This window comes from Sphingobacterium sp. KH_072 (assembly GCF_057837975.1).
The window spans coordinates 987,939-1,004,702 of record NZ_CM174457.1; the positions used below are offsets into that span (position 1 = coordinate 987,939).

General features: G+C 44.3%; 11 protein-coding genes. 7 read left to right on the forward strand and 4 right to left on the reverse strand.

All coding sequences use genetic code 11. The annotated features are described in order from the left end of the window. Nucleotides 1-87 precede the first annotated feature (87 nt). From AC3IRT_RS04700 to AC3IRT_RS04710, 3 genes are all read left to right on the forward strand, one after another. On the forward strand, nt 88-2,121 hold the full coding sequence (locus AC3IRT_RS04700; protein ID WP_489395276.1) for a glycoside hydrolase domain-containing protein: 2,034 nt from the start codon (nt 88-90) through the stop codon (nt 2,119-2,121). A 228-nt stretch (nt 2,122-2,349) separates the two neighbouring features. After that, on the forward strand, nt 2,350-5,463 hold the full coding sequence (locus AC3IRT_RS04705; RefSeq protein WP_489395277.1) for a SusC/RagA family TonB-linked outer membrane protein: 3,114 nt from the start codon (nt 2,350-2,352) through the stop codon (nt 5,461-5,463). A gap of 18 nt (nt 5,464-5,481) precedes the next feature. Further along, complete coding sequence (locus AC3IRT_RS04710) at nt 5,482-6,981, forward strand: RagB/SusD family nutrient uptake outer membrane protein (RefSeq protein WP_489395278.1); 1,500 nt, start codon at nt 5,482-5,484, stop codon at nt 6,979-6,981. Nucleotides 6,982-7,213: 232 nt separating this feature from the next. Here the strand turns inward: AC3IRT_RS04710 and AC3IRT_RS04715 are convergent, their stop codons facing one another. Then, nucleotides 7,214-8,317, reverse strand: a complete 1,104-nt coding sequence (locus tag AC3IRT_RS04715) for a pyridoxal phosphate-dependent aminotransferase (protein ID WP_489395279.1) — start codon at nt 8,315-8,317, stop codon at nt 7,214-7,216. A 367-nt stretch (nt 8,318-8,684) separates the two neighbouring features. Between AC3IRT_RS04715 and AC3IRT_RS04720 the strand changes: the two genes are divergently transcribed. The 3 genes from AC3IRT_RS04720 to AC3IRT_RS04730 all read left to right on the forward strand — a co-directional run bounded on the left by AC3IRT_RS04720 (nt 8,685) and on the right by AC3IRT_RS04730 (nt 11,611). Beyond that, nucleotides 8,685-9,575, forward strand: a complete 891-nt coding sequence (locus tag AC3IRT_RS04720) for an alpha/beta hydrolase (RefSeq protein WP_489395280.1) — start codon at nt 8,685-8,687, stop codon at nt 9,573-9,575. A gap of 83 nt (nt 9,576-9,658) precedes the next feature. After that, nucleotides 9,659-10,360 (forward strand): hypothetical protein, encoded by a 702-nt coding sequence (locus AC3IRT_RS04725; protein ID WP_489395281.1) that lies wholly within the window; start codon nt 9,659-9,661, stop codon nt 10,358-10,360. Between the two features lie 66 nt (nt 10,361-10,426). Further along, on the forward strand, nt 10,427-11,611 hold the full coding sequence (locus AC3IRT_RS04730; protein WP_489395282.1) for a class I SAM-dependent rRNA methyltransferase: 1,185 nt from the start codon (nt 10,427-10,429) through the stop codon (nt 11,609-11,611). 21 nt (nt 11,612-11,632) lie between these two features. On the opposite strand, the gene AC3IRT_RS04735 is transcribed toward AC3IRT_RS04730, so the two are convergent. Both AC3IRT_RS04735 and AC3IRT_RS04740 read right to left on the reverse strand, forming a co-directional pair. Then, entirely contained in the window at nt 11,633-12,931 is a 1,299-nt protein-coding gene (locus AC3IRT_RS04735) for an AI-2E family transporter (protein ID WP_489395283.1), read from the reverse strand. Between the two features lie 72 nt (nt 12,932-13,003). Continuing rightward, complete coding sequence (locus tag AC3IRT_RS04740) at nt 13,004-13,756, reverse strand: TrmH family RNA methyltransferase (RefSeq protein ID WP_489395284.1); 753 nt, start codon at nt 13,754-13,756, stop codon at nt 13,004-13,006. 6 nt (nt 13,757-13,762) lie between these two features. Between AC3IRT_RS04740 and tamL the strand changes: the two genes are divergently transcribed. Further along, nucleotides 13,763-16,114, forward strand: a complete 2,352-nt coding sequence (gene tamL / locus AC3IRT_RS04745; protein WP_489395285.1) for a translocation and assembly module lipoprotein TamL — start codon at nt 13,763-13,765, stop codon at nt 16,112-16,114. On the opposite strand, the gene AC3IRT_RS04750 is transcribed toward tamL, so the two are convergent. Then, complete coding sequence (locus AC3IRT_RS04750; protein ID WP_489395286.1) at nt 16,111-16,590, reverse strand: hypothetical protein; 480 nt, start codon at nt 16,588-16,590, stop codon at nt 16,111-16,113. The genes tamL and AC3IRT_RS04750 overlap by 4 nt on opposite strands. Nucleotides 16,591-16,764: the final 174 nt, after the last annotated feature.

Genomic DNA, 16,764 nt, shown 5'->3' on the forward strand with positions numbered 1-16,764 from the left:
TGGTATATTTTCCCCGTTTAGGTTTCATTAACATGTACTTAATAGGGGTTTTATATCTTTGTGGTTATACTTTCTGACAAGCTATTTATGAAAAAAATCTTCTTGCTGTACCTATCCATTGCAGCTCATACCGTATTTGCTCAGGTCGAGCAGGTCAATGTTTTTCTCGGATCTTCTGGCGATCATGGTCAATTGTCTCCGGCGGCATCGTCTGCCTTTCACCAACTCAGTATTGTGCCACTCACTAATCCGACAACACATACTGGTTATGAATTCTTGGCGAAAGAAATACGCGGTTTTACGCATAATCGGATGGAAGGCGTGGGTTGCCAAGGCGCAGGCGGTGTTTTGCTAGTTCAACCTTACTTGGGTTCTGGCGAGCAGATTTCTCCTTTGCATAAGAGTACAGAAAATGCCGGCCCTGGTTTTTACGAAGTGGGAACAACAGAGGGTATCTCTGCGGAGATCGTTTCTTTTCAGGATTATGGTCGCGAAGTGTTTCGCTTTCCGGCAGGAGCAAAGGGTTTTTACCTAGATCTTTCGCATACCTTTAATAACGCGTTTGTCGACAATCAGTTTGAAAAACAGGGAGATCGCTTGGTAGGAGCGTTGCGCGCCAAAACTACCTGTCATGTCGGGACTTACACGATTTATTATGCTTTAGAAGTGCCCTTGGCATCGGATTGGCGGATAGAAGGCAATAAGGTTTGGATTACCTTACCAGAAGAAACGAACGAAGCAGAAGTAAATGTCGCATTTTCAGCAGTCGACAGCCTTTCTGCTTTAGCGCGTCTGGAGCGTAATATGCCAACTTCTTATGCTGACTTAAAGAAGGCAGCACAGCAGGATTGGAATCAGTGGCTGGGTGCCATTCAAGTAAAAGGTGATCCAGAACTCACAAAACTATTCTACTCCCTTTTTTATCGTACTTTGCAATCACCTTATCGCATAAGCGAAATAGACGGAAGCTATCGCGCTACAGATGGTCAGATCCGCCAAAGCAAAACGCCGCGCGTACATGGCTGGGCAGTTTGGGATAATTACAAAACGCAATTGCCCTTGTTAGAATTGGCATTTCCCGCATTTTACCAGCAGGTAGCTTCGTCACTATCTGATTTGTACCGTTATGGGAAGCATGATTTTGCAGGGCCATTCGAACCCGCAAACTCGGTGCGCACGGAACATGCAGCGGTTGTCTTACTCGATGCACAACGCAAGGGATATGATATTCATCTGGATGCAATTCGCGATTCGCTCATCCGCGATACCGCGCGATTCGATTTTGCCAAACCAGATAAAGCCTTAGAAGCTGCATACGATATGTGGGCGATGGATCAACTGTTTGAAGGCAAAGATGCGGTTTACAAGCAGCGAGCGCAGAGTTACAAAGCAGTTTGGAACAAAGAATTCAAGGATCTATCTAAGCGTGATGTAGATCGCATGTCTGCCCGCAATATGTATCAAGGAACGATCCGCCAATACCGTTGGAATGTGCCTTTTGATGTCAAAGGATTGATGGAGCTGGCTGGCGGACAGGAAGAATTAACCGCGCAATTGGATGATTTCTACGACAACTATTATTTCAATAGAGCCAATGAGCCAGATTTGCAATCATTTACCTTGTATAATGCGACGACAACACCTTGGCGTTATCAAGAATGGGTGCATCGCTTAGCATTGGATACCGTGGTGCAATATTATTTCAATGATAATAGTCGCGGTATTGGCGCGCACATTGATAAAATCTACAAAAATGAGCCAAAAGCATTTGTACGTACCATGGATGATGACGCCGGCGCGATGTCGGGATGGTGGGTGCTCTCTGCGATTGGTTTGCATCAGCCGCTGATTGGTGAACCGATTTATTACCTTTCGGTGCCATTTTTCGAAGCCGTTCGTTTGGAGAATCATGGAAAACCATTTCACATCAAAAGAAGCGGAGCAGATGGTGAGCGCTACATTCAGCAGATTTTGCTGAATGGTAAGGACTTAGGCCGCCTTTGGATTACCAGACAAGAAATCACAAAAGGCGGGACTTTGGAAATCAAAACAGCCAAAGAACCCACAAAATACGGCATAGACCAACCTTGGATTGCCACATACCAAGATTCGCTTCATTAGCGAATCTTGGTATTTCCTGTTTTTCAAAAAAAATAAGTAGTTGATTTTCTGCTGATAGTGTATTTGTGACACTAAAAAGACTACCATTTACATGGATTATATATTATATTTGCTCGCAAATTACTACTATTCGTATTAATACATCTACTGACGCGAGGCATTTATCTAATCTCAGGGAACTAGTTTCTGTCCTTTCGTTTAGCATCTACATTTAAATTTTTGTTTATAATGCAAAGAAAAATTACTACTATTCCTTTTATTTTCAGGCTCTTCTTGGCGCTTGCGATATTGCCAGCACATCAACTGTCTGCGCAGCAACGCGTGGTAGAAGGGGTAATTACCGAAGCACTTACCGGCCAGCCGATTGCTGGCGTGAGCGTACGCGTTGTGGGTCAACAATTTGGTGTTTCTTCGCAAGAAGATGGCCGCTATCGTATCGAAGTGAAGCAAGCCGATGCTCGTTTAGAATTCTCTTACGTTGGCTACGGAACGGTACAACGCCCAGCTACCGCTGGCCGATTAGATGTGGCTTTGGAAGCTGCAAGTCGCGATTTGGGTGAAGTCGTGGTCGTGGCTTATGGTACATCACGCCGCGAGAATATTACCGGTTCGGTCGGTACGATTAATGGCAAGCAATTAGAAAACAGACAAATATCCAACCTTTCCAAAGGTTTGGAAGGTCAAGTTCCCGGCTTACAAGCCGTAGCAGCTTCCGGACAACCAGGAACTGATGCGACGGTGCGTATTCGTGGTATCGGTTCGATCAATGCGTCGAGCAATCCGCTTTATGTAGTGGATGGCAACCCGTACGCCGGAGATATCAACGCGATCAACCCGAATGATATTGAATCCATCAGTGTGTTGAAAGATGCGGCTTCCAGTGCCTTATATGGTTCGCGTGGTGCCAACGGTGTCATTATCGTGACCACCAAAAAGGGTCGTGCTAGCGATCGTGCCGCGATCAACTTAAACGTGACCAAAGGTATTTCAAACCGCGCGATTCAAGATTATCAGCAGCTTTCTACCGACGATTATTTCCAGTTGTACTGGGAGGCCGTCCGCAATAAAAACTTATCCAATGGTTTGGCGGCCGATGTGGCGGCGCGCAATGCGAGTGCTTCTTTGGTGACAGATTTAGGAATCAATCCTTACGGATCGAGTTTTCCGCAGCCGGTGGGATTGGACGGCCGTTTGCAACCTGGCGCACAAGCATTGTGGGATGATAGCTGGACCGACGTATTGCAACGTACTGGTCAACGCACACAAGCCGATTTGAGCATTAGCGGCGGTGGTGAAAAACACAGTTATTTTATATCTGGTGGCTATTTGGACGATCAAGGGATCGCGATTGGATCAGGATTCAAACGGTATAATGTGCGCGCCAATATCGACGCGAAAGCACGCGAATGGTTAAATGCCGGTTTTAACGTAGCAGCCAGTAGCGCTTTGCAACAGTTTCCGCAATCAGAGGATAGTAATACGGCGAATATCATCAACTTTACGCGACTAACGCCAGGTTTCTATCCCTATTATGAGCGCGAGGCAGATGGTAGCTACCGCTTAGATGCGGCTGGCAACCGGATTTGGGATTTTGGAGAATACCGTCCAAGTGCGGCTATTCCGCGCTCGAATTTGGCGGCTTCTTTGCCTTTAGATAAAAACGATATTCAACGCGAGAATGCTTCCGTGAGAACATATTTGGAAGCGGTGTTCAGTGATAACTTAAAGTTCCGCTCTACGTACAGTGTAGATTATATCAACAGAAACGATCACTTTTATGTGAATCCTTCTGTGGGTAGAGGAGTAGAATACCTAGGATCAGTCAATAAAAGTAATGTGCGTACGGTTGGCCAAACTTGGAATAATATCCTGACCTACGATAAGCAATTTGGATTGCACCACCTGAATGTATTGGGTGGACAAGAGTTTTACAGTTTCCAAACGACCAATATGAGTGGTAGTCGCCAGCGTTTTGTATTGCCAGGCTTAGATGAGCCAGTAGCGGCATCGCAGCTGAATTCTTTTACCGGATTAAGTCAAGATTATCGTTTGCTCAGTTTCTTAGGTCGTGCCGAATATGGATATGATAATCGCTATTTACTGTCAGGTTCCATCCGTACAGACGGTTCTTCGCGCTTCGCGGCTGGTACACGTTGGGGAACATTCTGGTCACTCGGCGCAGCTTGGAAAATCTCCAATGAATCATTCTTGCAAGACCAAGATTGGTTGGATCAGTTGACTTGGAGAGCGAGTTACGGCGGACAAGGAAATGATAACCTAGGTGTTTATTACGCGTACCAAGGCTTGTATTCTATTCTCAACAGCTTGGGTGAGGGTGGTACGATCACCAATCGATTGGCTACGCCGGAGTTGAAGTGGGAAACGAACCTAAACTTTAATACGGGAGTAGATGTGGCGATATTGAAGAACCGCATTGCGGTATCGGTGGAGTATTTCAACCGTCAGAGTAAAGATCTATTGTTCACCATGCCGATGGCTTTATCTACCGGGTATACCGGTTACGATGCGAATATCGGTACGATGCGAAACACGGGTATTGACGTGGATATTCGTACGATTCCAGTACGTAATGAAAACTTTCGCTGGAATTTGGACCTGAACTTTTCACACTTTAAGAACCGCATTACCGAATTGCCAACGGCAAACAATATCATCCGTGGTAATAAGATGCTGCGCTTAGGTGGATCGATTTATGATTTCTATTTACCAACATGGGCTGGTGTAAATCCGGAGAACGGATCACCATTGTGGTACAAAGCGGATGCCGATGGCGTGCAAACTGACGAAACCACATCCGTATATGGTGACGCCGGTCGCTTTATTCAGGGAAGTTCCTTACCAACGTTAGTCGGTGGTATCACGAATAACATTACCTACAAAAACTTCGACTTGAATGCCTTATTGAGCTTTAGTTTGGGTGGTCAAATCTTAGATAATGATTATATCCAGTTGCTACACAATGGAAACAATCCGGGTCGTGCTTGGAGTGAGGAGATGTTGAATCGGTGGACGCCAGAAAATCGCGATACCGATGTGCCTCGCTTGACGACAGATAACTTGAACTGGACTTCGGCATCGACGCGCTTTTTATATGATGGCAGCTTTGCTCGTCTGAAGAATTTGAGTGTAGGTTATACGTTCCCAGAGGCGATGATGAGCCGTATCGGCATCAGCCGACTACGCGTGTTTATCCAAGGGGAAAATCTATTCACCTTGTACAAACACAAAGGAATGGATCCAGAGCAGACCTTAGAGGGAGCGACCTATTTCCGTTATCCGGCTATTAAGACATTCTCCGGAGGAGTACAGATAGGATTATAAGACTTTTAAAAAATGACCATGAATTTATTCGCGAAAAAATATAAAATATACGTGCTCTCCATCTTTGTATTGGCAGTGTCGGGCTGTAAAGATCAGTTGGATACGATGCCCACCGATGCGGTGACCGATACGGAGATTTACAAGAACACCAGTAATATCCAAACGGTGATCAACGGAACGTGGCGTTACCTAAATGATACGTATTTCACCTTTGCTAACCCGGGTTATTCAGCTTTTATGCGCACGAGTGATGCGATGGCTAATGATGTGGCGGTTACCACGAAATACGGTTATAGGGATCCTTATGCCTTTACCGAACTGTTTGACAGGTCGACAAATCGGGTGAATGCCTTTTGGACTTTGCTGTACAAGGTGATCGATAATACCAACAATGTGATCGCTAAAACCGAACAAGCGGAAGGTACACAGGAAGAGAAGGATCTGTTGATCGGTCAGGCAAAAACATTGCGCGCTTTTGCTTACCTAAACTTTGCGTCGTATTATCAGTTTAGCTATTTGAAAGACAAGAATGCGCTGACCGTGCCGATCTATACCGAGCCAAGTACAACCGGTACGCAGGGCAAGCCAAAAGCAAGTTTGGAAGAGATTTATGCGTTGATTACGGCAGATCTGACAGATGCAGCTACCAAATTGGCGGGATATAATCGTCCGAGTGCGCAGAAATATCGTGTGGATGCTCATGTGGCCAATGGATTGTTGGCGCGTGCGTACCTGAATATGGGACAGTGGGAATTGGCTGCTGCTGCTGCTGCTGATGCAGCCGAAGGCTTTCCTTTGATGAATGCAGAAGCATATTATGCCGGTTTCAACGATGCGCAAAATTCGGAATGGATCTGGGGGCATGTGCAAACCACGGATCAGAGCACGGCGAGCTATACATTTCACTATTTGGATGTTTCTTCGTCGGGATCGTTTTACTTTAGTTTTATGGCTGATCCCTTTTTCAAAGATCATTTCGCGCCACAAGATGTGCGTACTGCTTTATTTGAGTGGGACGGATTGCCAGGCCGCGAGGGTTTCTTGAGATATAAGAAGTTTAAGTTTAAGCAAAACCTGATTGGCGATATCGTGTATATGCGCTCTTCGGAAATGTGGCTGATACAAGCGGAAGGTTACGCTCGTGCAGGCCAACAAGCTGAAGCAGTGAATGCACTGAATACCTTGCGTGAAGCGAGAAATGCTACGCCGTATACCGCTCAAGAAGGAGATTTGGTAGAAGCGATTCTGCTAGAAAGACGCAAAGAGCTATGGGGCGAAGGCTTTGGCTTGTCAGACATTATCCGCAATCAGAAATCAGTCGTTCGTAAATCATTCTTGGATGGAGCTGGAAGTCCGATTAAAGTGACGATCACCACGCCTGCCGGCGAACAAAAACAGGTGAATGGGCAAGGACACCGTGTGGTACGTTTCCCTGATGGCAATGCATTCGAAGCGAATAGTCGTTATTACATTTTTGCTGTACCATTGGTAGAACAACAGCAAAACCCGAATTTGTAATTAGGTATTGCATAGCGGTTTATAAAAAGGCTTCATCAGATATGATGAAGCCTTTTTTGTTGGGTTGTTGCTTTTCGTCGCCGCGTCATCGCGAGGCGACGAAGCGATCTAATTTGTTTCATGACATATTGTATAGTTTTAGATTGCTTCACCGTCGTGCCTCCCGCTGGCAATGACGACTAATGTAGTTCCTCCTTCTCGCAAGGACGTTCATATTTTACGATCTCTTCCTTTAACCACCTGCTTTTAGTACGCGTATCACTTGTTCCATTTCTTTAACAGTGCCAATGCTCAGGCGCCTCCAAGTACTATTTTCTTCAAAACTTTGTACTCCGGTTATATTATTCTTCTCTAATGTATCCGCAAAATTGCCTTGATAATTGGCCGTGTCAAAATAGGCAAAACTAGTTACAGATGGCGTATGTGTTAGACCAAGATCTGCTAAGCCTTTTTGAAAGATGTTTCTGCTTTTGGCATTCTCCGTTTTACAATGCGTTACGAAACCCTGGTCTTGTGTCGTAGCGAGTGCTGCTGCCACGCTCACCGCACTAGGGCCTGCATTCTGCCAAGGTTGTAGGTTGCCAAGCTGCGCAATAATCTTCGCGTTACCGAGCAAATAACCAACCCGCGCGCCAGCGAGGCCGTAGATTTTAGAGAACGTTTTCGCGACGACCAAATTTGGGAATTCCTCCATCATATCTACTGTACTTGGCGTGTCTTCAAACTCCGTGTAGGCCTCATCCATTAGAATGATAATGTTACGTGGTACTGCTTTAATAAAATTCCTTAAATCTTGATCTGGAATTGGTATGCCGGTCGGGTTATTCGGGTTACACAAATAAATCATACCGGTGTCTGCGTCAATCGCGGCTTGCATAGCCGCTAGATCGGTATCTTTCGTAGCAGTCAATGGAATCCACTTGACGCTTACGCCCATGTGTGCCGCTGCATTTGTCCAAATACGAAAGGTAGGATCGGGAGCAAGGAGTGTATTATTGTTCAACGATGCAAATTGCGTCGTCAATCCTAATAACTCGGAGGAGCCAGCGCCCAGAAGCACGTTTTTATCGGTTACTCTGTGTCTTAGAGCAATGGCTTTTACCAGTTTACTACTCTCTGTCCACTGATATCGATTGGTCGTGAGCAGTGCCTTCATCATAGCTTGCTGCGCTGATTTTGATGGCCCGTACGGATTTTCATTAGATCCAAGGTAGATGATGTTGTCGAGAGAAGATGCTGGGCTGCGTATTGCGTTGGTTTTCGCAAACAAATCGCGGCTCATGGCAAAAGCCGCTGCTGCGAATCCCGCCTGTCTGATAAGTTGTCGCCTATTCATAATGGTGTTGTTTAGTCGTTAATATAACATTGTATGATTAGCTGGAATCTCGAATGAGATAGCCAGTTGATGTGGTGTCAAGCAATGTCTTACGAATGTATTAAATATATGCTTAAAATATTTTATTTAACTTGAGATTATTTGGCAAGGGTTTCCGCTTTGTCTTCTGCTTAACTAGTCGGGGGATGGTGACGAAGAAATGGTGCATCGCATTGGCATATGGAAAAACCGATTAAGATGTTGACGGTAAGAGGAATAGCGTATGACTTTAGTACGGGGATAATATTGCTAGAAATTTACTTTTCCGATTTGCTGGATGTAAGCCTAATTTGAAATACTGATTGTTTAAGAAGTAATCATTTACCGCATGAGAAGTTTAACCTATTACCTGATTTTATCTGTTATCAAATTAACGGGTGTTAAAAAGAAGTTTAGCGCAGATCCGATTGATTACGCGGTGTTGCGACAAGAAGATGTTCATTCGCCAAAAAATAGATATTTCAAAAAAAATGAACGGACTAAAAGCTTTCAAGTGCTCAATACAGTGGTTACTGAAATTCGTTCCAAAAAATCCTCCGACAAATTGTTGCTTTTTTTTCATGGCGGCGCGTTCGTTTACGGTCCTGTACAGCATCATTGGGATACAATCGAAAAAATTAGTCGAGAAACGGGTCATGTGATCTGGATGTGCGATTACCCAAAAGCGCCTGAACACAAAATTGCTGAAATATCACGTAACGTCGATGAAGTTTACAAGCAAGCCTTACAGACGGTGGCGCCACACAACTTGATATGTATAGGAGATAGTGTCGGTGCTACTTTAGTCATTTCATTAACGCAAAGATTGGTGATGGACAACGGCAAATTACCTGCTCAACTATTCTTAATATCTCCTGTGCTAGATGCCTCGTTTAGTAATTCTGATATTCAACCATTAGAAAAGAAAGATCCAATTTTGTCTAGAAAAGGTGTTTTAAGCGCTAAGCTAATGTGTGCCGACAATGGAGATTTAATGGATCCGAAGATTTCTCCCCTTCATGGAAGTTTCCATCAATTCCCCGAAACGATACTTTTTGCTGCTGAGCATGACATTACCTATCCAGATCAATTATTGTTCATAAAAGAGCTACGAGCAAACGAAGTGAAGTACGCACTATATGTGGGGGAGCAAATGCCTCATATTTGGCCGCTATTGCCCGTAATGAAGGAGTCTAAAGATGCCCTCCATCAGATTATAAAACATCTAAATCATAATTAACCCATAAACGACAATATTAGAAAGGAAGTTTAGCCGTCAATGTGTAGGAAAAGCCGTATTTTTGATGTAAATATTGATGGGCGATGAAAAAAGTATGGTTTAGTGTAGTCCTGCTGTTAACAGCACTATGTAGTACACCGGTATGGGCGCAGAAAAAGTTAGCTGTACTCGACTTTAGTGACGATCTGTGTACTTATAAAGGGTATTACGATGCCAATCGTTACAATGACACCGTGCTAAATGATACCTATTTCTTGACGCGGGCGATTCTATATTTCGATGGTGATGATATAAAAGAATTGGAGAACAGCTATACGACGATGAAAAATCAGTTTTCCAGCCTGAAAATCGTGCAAACACCCGATTTTATTTTGGCGCGCGATTCGATGTTGCGCTACATTGACGAATCGTATGCGATTCAGAAAGTTCGCGTCCAAGCTGTAGACAATCCAGAAGTACTCAAAGGTACATTTGAAGAGGATAAGCAGGTAAAACAATACGTAAAGGCGTTGGTAGCTGGTGGCGATGAACTATTAGCAGAATACGGTTTGTTAGTAAAAGAGCAGATGAAACGCAATGCGTATCCAGATGCGTTGTGGAAGAAGTATGAGGCCAATATGAAGCTCGATCAGCGGCACGAAATTGCTTTTGACTATGTGCTGACTTACGGTTGGTGGAATCAGGTCAATGACTTAATCTACCATTATGACAATGATGGCAGCCTGACCGAAAAATTTCACGAGCTCTTTGTACGCGTGGTGACGGTAGATTGCGATGAGGTTTAAAAAAGATATCCTACCTTTGCCGACTAAATAAAGGCTTTGCGCTCAGCAAGGCAGGCAGTGGTAGGTATGAAAAAAGTTATTCTTTACAAAACAAAAGACAAGGCTGCATGGCAGCTACATCCATGGATTTTCTCGGGGGCGATCTCGCAAAAAGATAGCGACTTACAGTCTGGCGATCTCGTTTCTGTATTCAATGCAGAGCGTGAGTTTATTGCTTATGGTATATTCAATTCGGTTTCTCGTGTTGCGGTACGCTTACTAGAATGGCATCCAGAACGGGTGCCTGATGCAGACTGGTGGCGTAATCGCGTGCGTAAAGCCGTAGAAGCACGTCGTCATTTGTTGAATGAAAACAACACGACCTGCCGATTGATATTTGCCGAAGCAGACTTTGTACCGGGATTGATTGCCGATCTGTATGGTGATTTTATCTCGATTCAAGTGCATGCTGCGGGTGTGGATCAAATAAAGGACCTCATCGTAGATGAGTTGGTACAATTGCTAGCGCCAAAAGGGATCTATGAACGTAGCGATATCAAGTCCAGAGAATACGAACAACTTGCTGACGACAATGGCGTACGCTACGGTGAGACGCCACCAGAATACGTGGAAGTGGTAGAGAATGGTATTCGCTACCACATCAATATCGTAGAAGGACAGAAATCGGGTTTCTACTGCGATCAGCGCGATAATAGACGCTTGGTGTCTCAGTTTGTGGCCAATAAGACGGTCTTGGATTGTTTCTCCTACTCCGGCGGATTTACCTTAAATGCCTTGCAGGCTGGGGCTTCACATGTGACCTCGGTGGATAGCTCGGCATTAGCTATCTCGACTTTAAAAGATAATATTCAACTGAACGGGTTCGATGCCTCGCGCAATACGCCAGTACAATCTGACGTAAATAAATACCTGCGCCAATTGGGAGAAGAAGGTCGTAGATTTGATATGATTGTGCTCGATCCGCCAAAATATGCACCATCTCGATCCACGTTAGAAAAAGCATCTCGAGCGTACAAAGATCTCAACAGACGTGGCCTTTTGCTATTAGAAAGCGGCGGACTGCTCGCTACTTATTCTTGTTCTGGTGCCATGGATATCGACACCTTTAAGCAAGTGATCGCTTGGGCAGCACTCGATGCCGGTAAGGAGATTCAGTTTATTCATCAGTTTCACCAGCCAGAAGATCATCCCGTTAGGGCTTCCTTCTCCGAAGGAGAATACTTAAAAGGTTTATTAGTCAGGGTAGTCTAGCGACCACCCTGATTTTATGTTTTATTGCTTGTCTGAATCTGTTTCCAGATCATCTTTTTTTGGTAATTCTTGTTTTGGATTGACCACTTTGCGGTCTATTTCCACTGTATTGACATGAGATTGCTCCGTGATGTCTTTACGTTCATCGATTTCTACTTCGGCTACTTCTGTCTCAATGACGACTTTGTCTTTCTTGATAGTAGGTCGGCGGACAATGCCCCATTTCATCAGCAGTTGCTGGGTAGAATTGCGCTGTAAGTGCGTCTTGTCTGGTTCTCCAATCAGAAAGCCATATGCTTCCATAGAAGGAATGGCATCGAAGATCACTTTGATGGTAGCCACCATCGGCAATGCCAAAATCAAACCGGCCAAACCGAAAACCATACCGCCGAGCAAAATAGCAATAATGGCCATGAGCGGGTTGATACTCACTTTACTGCCTACAATATTTGGCGTGATGATATTTCCTTCTAAAAATTGTACCACTTGGAACCAAGCGACAACACCAACCGCGTACCACGCGCTGTCTTTGACCGCCAAGGCAAATAGGGCAGGAAGAATAGATCCGATCGCGATGCCGATATAAGGAAGTAACATTAGTAGCGAAGCTAACGTACCGAAGAACCAAGCATAATCAATACCCAAAATCATTAAACCAATGGTGTTCAATACGGCTACAATCCCCATCACAGTGATCAAGCCCAATAGGTAACTTTGTACTACTTCGTAAATCCGATCAAGCGTATCGTGCACTTTTTGCTTTGGCACAGAATGAAAAGCTTTGAAGAAAAACTCGCGGAAAAATACCCGGTAGTAGAGTAGGAAAAAGGTAAACAACGGTACCAAAACCGTAGCGGCCAACATACTGCCAATCGAGCCAAAGGTGGATGACAGCACGCCGCCCATGTTTTCCATTGCTTTGTCGCCCTGTTCACGCAACTGCGTCATGACCTGATTGCGCTCTATACCGAAAGTTGTTTGTAGCCAAGCTTCGGAATTCTCCAGCATAGACATGACTTTACCCGTAATTGCCGACGCATCTCTACCAATCACGATACTTTCGTACACGATAAACCAACCTAAGCCAGAGATGACCACGATAGAAACGATAACAGCTAATATGGCAGAAAAAGCTTTGCCCAACCGCAGGCGCTCGAAAAACCGGGCTAGCGGATATAGCATGATCGCGATTAGTATCGAAAACAATAAAGGCAGTACCACACTGCTCGTGTAATAAAGAATGGTAATAATCAAGATCATAGCCAGTAAACTACCGGCTAAACCTATCGAATAGGGAAGTGATTTTTTTTGATTTTCCATGTTAAATAAGAGGCACTATTAGCGTAGATGTGTATATCCCCACGATATATCCATAGCAAAACCCTTAACGGGTTATAATGTTTGCTTTCTGCGTGCAATTTCAGAACAAAAAACCGTTGCTGCAACTGCGACATTCAATGACTCGGCACGGCCGAATGACGGAATGGTTACTGCCTTCGTGATATGCGGCAACAGGGTTGGGCGGATGCCATTGCCTTCATTTCCTAGAATAATCAGTCCTTCGTGTTTAAAATCAGTATCGTAAATAGAATCACCATTCAATAGCGCGCCATACGATGGTATCGTATTTTCTTGAATCAATGCTTCGATATCTACGTAAATTACCTGCATACGAGCCAGAGATCCCATGGTAGCTTGCACGACTTTGGGATTATAGACATCCACCGTGTCCAGCGAAGCAATTACCTGCTGGAAACCAAACCATTCTGCGGTACGCACAATCGTTCCCATATTGCCAGGATCCTGCACATCGTCCAATACCAAGCTGTGTTTGCCAACTAAATCTTTGGTCGTAATGCCGTCGCTCGATGGGATATTGACCAGCGCCAACGCACCTTGCGGATTGGTCAAAAAGCTTACTTTTTTTAATTCCTCCTCATTAACAGATACAAGCTTTATATTTTCAGGGATTTTATTCAATTTTGCAGCGGCAGACGATGTGGCAAGTATCGTTTCTACGGCGTAGGACGATTCGACAAATTCTTGAATCGATTTCACGCCTTCCACACAAAATAGACCATGTTGTCTACGAAATTTTTTATGTTGCAGCGAAGTAATTAAACGAATGAGCGATTTTGATAACATGGCAGGATGATAAGATATCAGACGTATATTCTAGGTGCAATTATAACGCTTTTCGGTCTAATATCCACATCCTGCCGATCTGCGAAGTACTTAGATGACGACCAAGCCTTGGTCAAAGATGTCGATATCGTCGGTGTGCCTGCTGGTTTGAAAGAATCTGCTTCCCTGTATATATCCAACGATATTCGGCCCAACTCCAGATTATATCTTCAGATCTACAATGTATTCAATACGAAAAACGGCCGCTATAAGACCGAAGGAATTAAGAATGTAGGCGAGCCGCCTCGTATTCTCGATTCGGCGATGGTGGATCTTTCGGCCAATCAGATTCAACGTTTTTTGAATACCAATGGTTATTTTGATGCGGTAGTAACGCCCGAGATTGCAATCCGTAAAAAGAAAGCAACCATCGATTTTCGGGCAGATATGGGTGCGCGCTACCATATTTCAGACATTGACCGAAGTTTTGCTGATCAGAAAATCGAAGCAATCCATAGTACAGAAGTATTGCCGCGTACACAGGTGCGCATTGGCGGACCTTACATGGAGCGTCATCTTTTTGATGAGCGCGAACGTATGTATATTTCCATGAAAAATCAGGGTTATTATCAATATTTAAGGCAGTATATGCGGGTAGGTGTAGATACGATCGGGCTCGAAAATCAAGCCAAACTACGCATTAATTTTACTAATCCAGACTCGGCACAACATCAAGTTTTCCATATAAATAAAGTATATGTGCGCATTCGCCAGCAGGATGAGCAATCGAAAGTACAAACGGAAACCACGGTGGACACCGTAAGACGGATACAATTTGAAGATCAAACGGGCAAATTTCGTTTGAGACCATTGGCGCGTTATATGTTTCTGCGAGAGGGGATGGCGTATAGCTTGCATCGCGAAGAGTTGTCGTACAATCGCTTATTCGAGACCAATGGCTTTCGGTCGGTCAAGATAAACTATGAGAAGGTAGATTCGACCAAGCTGGATATACATTATGAGCTGATGCCGAGAGCAACGATGAGCAATCAGATCGAAGGAGAGTTTGTGTTTAGTTCGGGTATGAGCGGATTCAACGTGGCTAATACCTATTCGCATCGCAATATCTTCGGCGGTGCCGAATTGCTGGAAATACGAGCTCGTTATGGGGTGCTGTTTGATCCCAGATTACCGGGTAGCATCACGAGTAAGATTTTTAATAATGATTTTCAGATCGGTGCCAGTATTGTATTCCCGCGCATGCTGACTCCCTTTCGGGTGCGTAGTGTAGGTTGGTATGGTTTGCCACGTACGACGATTTCATCGAGTTTACAACTATTCTTCCAAGACAATACCTATTCGAATCGTTATTTTATCAACACGCTCAATTATTCCTGGCATCAGGCAGAAAACATTCTGCACAGTTATACGCCGATCGTATTGGAGTATCGTGTTGGGCGCTTGAATGAAGCATTTAGTCAGCAGCTCCGTGATCAAGGATTTCAATTGTATGTGGAGACCAATGATCGGCAATACTTTGGTTTGGGATCGCAGTATGCCATTACCTACAATGGCAATAAGCTCAATCGAGTCGAAAACTTTTCCTTTATCCGAGGAATGGTGGATGTAAGTGGTAATACGTTGGGCTTGTTGAGCAATCTATTCAATTTTAATACCGACGATCAAGGTCAGCGACAGCTTTTCGGTGTACCTTATTTGCAATATATAAAGGGAGAGGCAGATTATCGCTTGTATCGGCACCTTGGTGGCAACCGGCAATTTGTGTTTCGCTTGAATGCGGGTTTGGCCGTGCCTTACGGCAACAATTCGACGTTGTTGATCTTCGAAAAAAGCTTTTTTGCTGGTGGTATGAACGGAATTCGTGCTTGGCAAGCTCGAACTTTGGGGCCAGGTAATTATAGTCGGGCAGATCTAACCGAAGATTTACGAGTCAATCTTCGAAATTTAGATCAGTTGGGAGAGGTGAAGTTGGAGACGAATGCCGAATTTCGTTTTCGGATTTTGAATAAGTTTTTGGGCGCAAAGCTGAATGGCGCGACCTTCATCGATGCAGGTAATATCTGGCGGTTACGCGAACTCACACCCAATCTCAATCCGGGCGGGGAAATCCGCGCAGATAAATTTTTCCAGCAAATCGCGATCGGCACTGGCTTTGGACTTCGCTTTGATATGAATTATTTTACGATCCGCTTGGATGCCGGTATCAAGGTCAAGGACCCCCAATTCACAGGTTCAGATCAATGGGTTATAAAGGATTTCTTCAACTCCCGGGAATTCAAAGATGCATATAATGCCCGCTTTAGGCCGGATCGCTATAGCTTTATTCAGTACAATTTTGGGGTAGGCATGCCATTCTAAAGTAAACCACGCAGGCCGAAGAAGAAGCTTTCAAATAATTGAGAAAGATCCAAGCCTTTGGAGAAATGCAGGTAGCCATACACCAGCGCAATGACGACAAAGACCACGAGCAAGCGCTTGAATGCATAGGCAACCAAGAGAATAATCAAAGGTAGGAGCACCAGCGTCAATCCATTTACTTTGTAAGGACTTAATCCATTATCCGTTTTGCGGATAAAGTAAAATTTTCCGACTTCATCTTCCTGATTTTTGTGCTTAAAAAATACGAACGTAGAGGATTCGACGGGATCAGCAATCACAGCTACGCCATCCTGAAAGTTCAAATTCTGCTGGAATCCATTGACGCTAAATAGGAAATTGCCTCGTATCTGATCATTTGCTTTTTCGGTAGTATCCACCGCAATAATAGCCAGTTTGCCATTTTGGGATAGATTTTCTTTTACGATAAAATCACGAATAACCTGCGTTTGCGCCATGCTATTTGTAAAGCATGAAGTTAGAAGAAAGAAGAAAATATACCGACTCATGGTGTTGCTATTTTGTGGATACAAGTATACACAAAATGTGGCTGACCATTGTTAAATGGAATGGGATCGGATATTTAACCACCAATGTGTCCAATTTGGGCACATTGGTGATATACTTATGAT

What these genes read in the sequence shown, in the direction of transcription:
- tamL (WP_489395285.1), top strand. Translation starts at nt 13,763, where the DNA reads ATGATAAGATATCAGACGTATATTCTAGGTGCAATTATAACGCTTTTC.
- AC3IRT_RS04750 (WP_489395286.1), bottom strand. Translation starts at nt 16,590, where the DNA reads ATGGCGCAAACGCAGGTTATTCGTGATTTTATCGTAAAAGAAAATCTA.
- AC3IRT_RS04735 (WP_489395283.1), bottom strand. Translation starts at nt 12,931, where the DNA reads ATGGAAAATCAAAAAAAATCACTTCCCTATTCGATAGGTTTAGCCGGT.
- AC3IRT_RS04740 (WP_489395284.1), bottom strand. Translation starts at nt 13,756, where the DNA reads ATGTTATCAAAATCGCTCATTCGTTTAATTACTTCGCTGCAACATAAA.
- AC3IRT_RS04730 (WP_489395282.1), top strand. Translation starts at nt 10,427, where the DNA reads ATGAAAAAAGTTATTCTTTACAAAACAAAAGACAAGGCTGCATGGCAG.
- AC3IRT_RS04705 (WP_489395277.1), top strand. Translation starts at nt 2,350, where the DNA reads ATGCAAAGAAAAATTACTACTATTCCTTTTATTTTCAGGCTCTTCTTG.
- AC3IRT_RS04700 (WP_489395276.1), top strand. Translation starts at nt 88, where the DNA reads ATGAAAAAAATCTTCTTGCTGTACCTATCCATTGCAGCTCATACCGTA.
- AC3IRT_RS04710 (WP_489395278.1), top strand. Translation starts at nt 5,482, where the DNA reads ATGAATTTATTCGCGAAAAAATATAAAATATACGTGCTCTCCATCTTT.
- AC3IRT_RS04720 (WP_489395280.1), top strand. Translation starts at nt 8,685, where the DNA reads ATGAGAAGTTTAACCTATTACCTGATTTTATCTGTTATCAAATTAACG.
- AC3IRT_RS04715 (WP_489395279.1), bottom strand. Translation starts at nt 8,317, where the DNA reads ATGAATAGGCGACAACTTATCAGACAGGCGGGATTCGCAGCAGCGGCT.
- AC3IRT_RS04725 (WP_489395281.1), top strand. Translation starts at nt 9,659, where the DNA reads ATGAAAAAAGTATGGTTTAGTGTAGTCCTGCTGTTAACAGCACTATGT.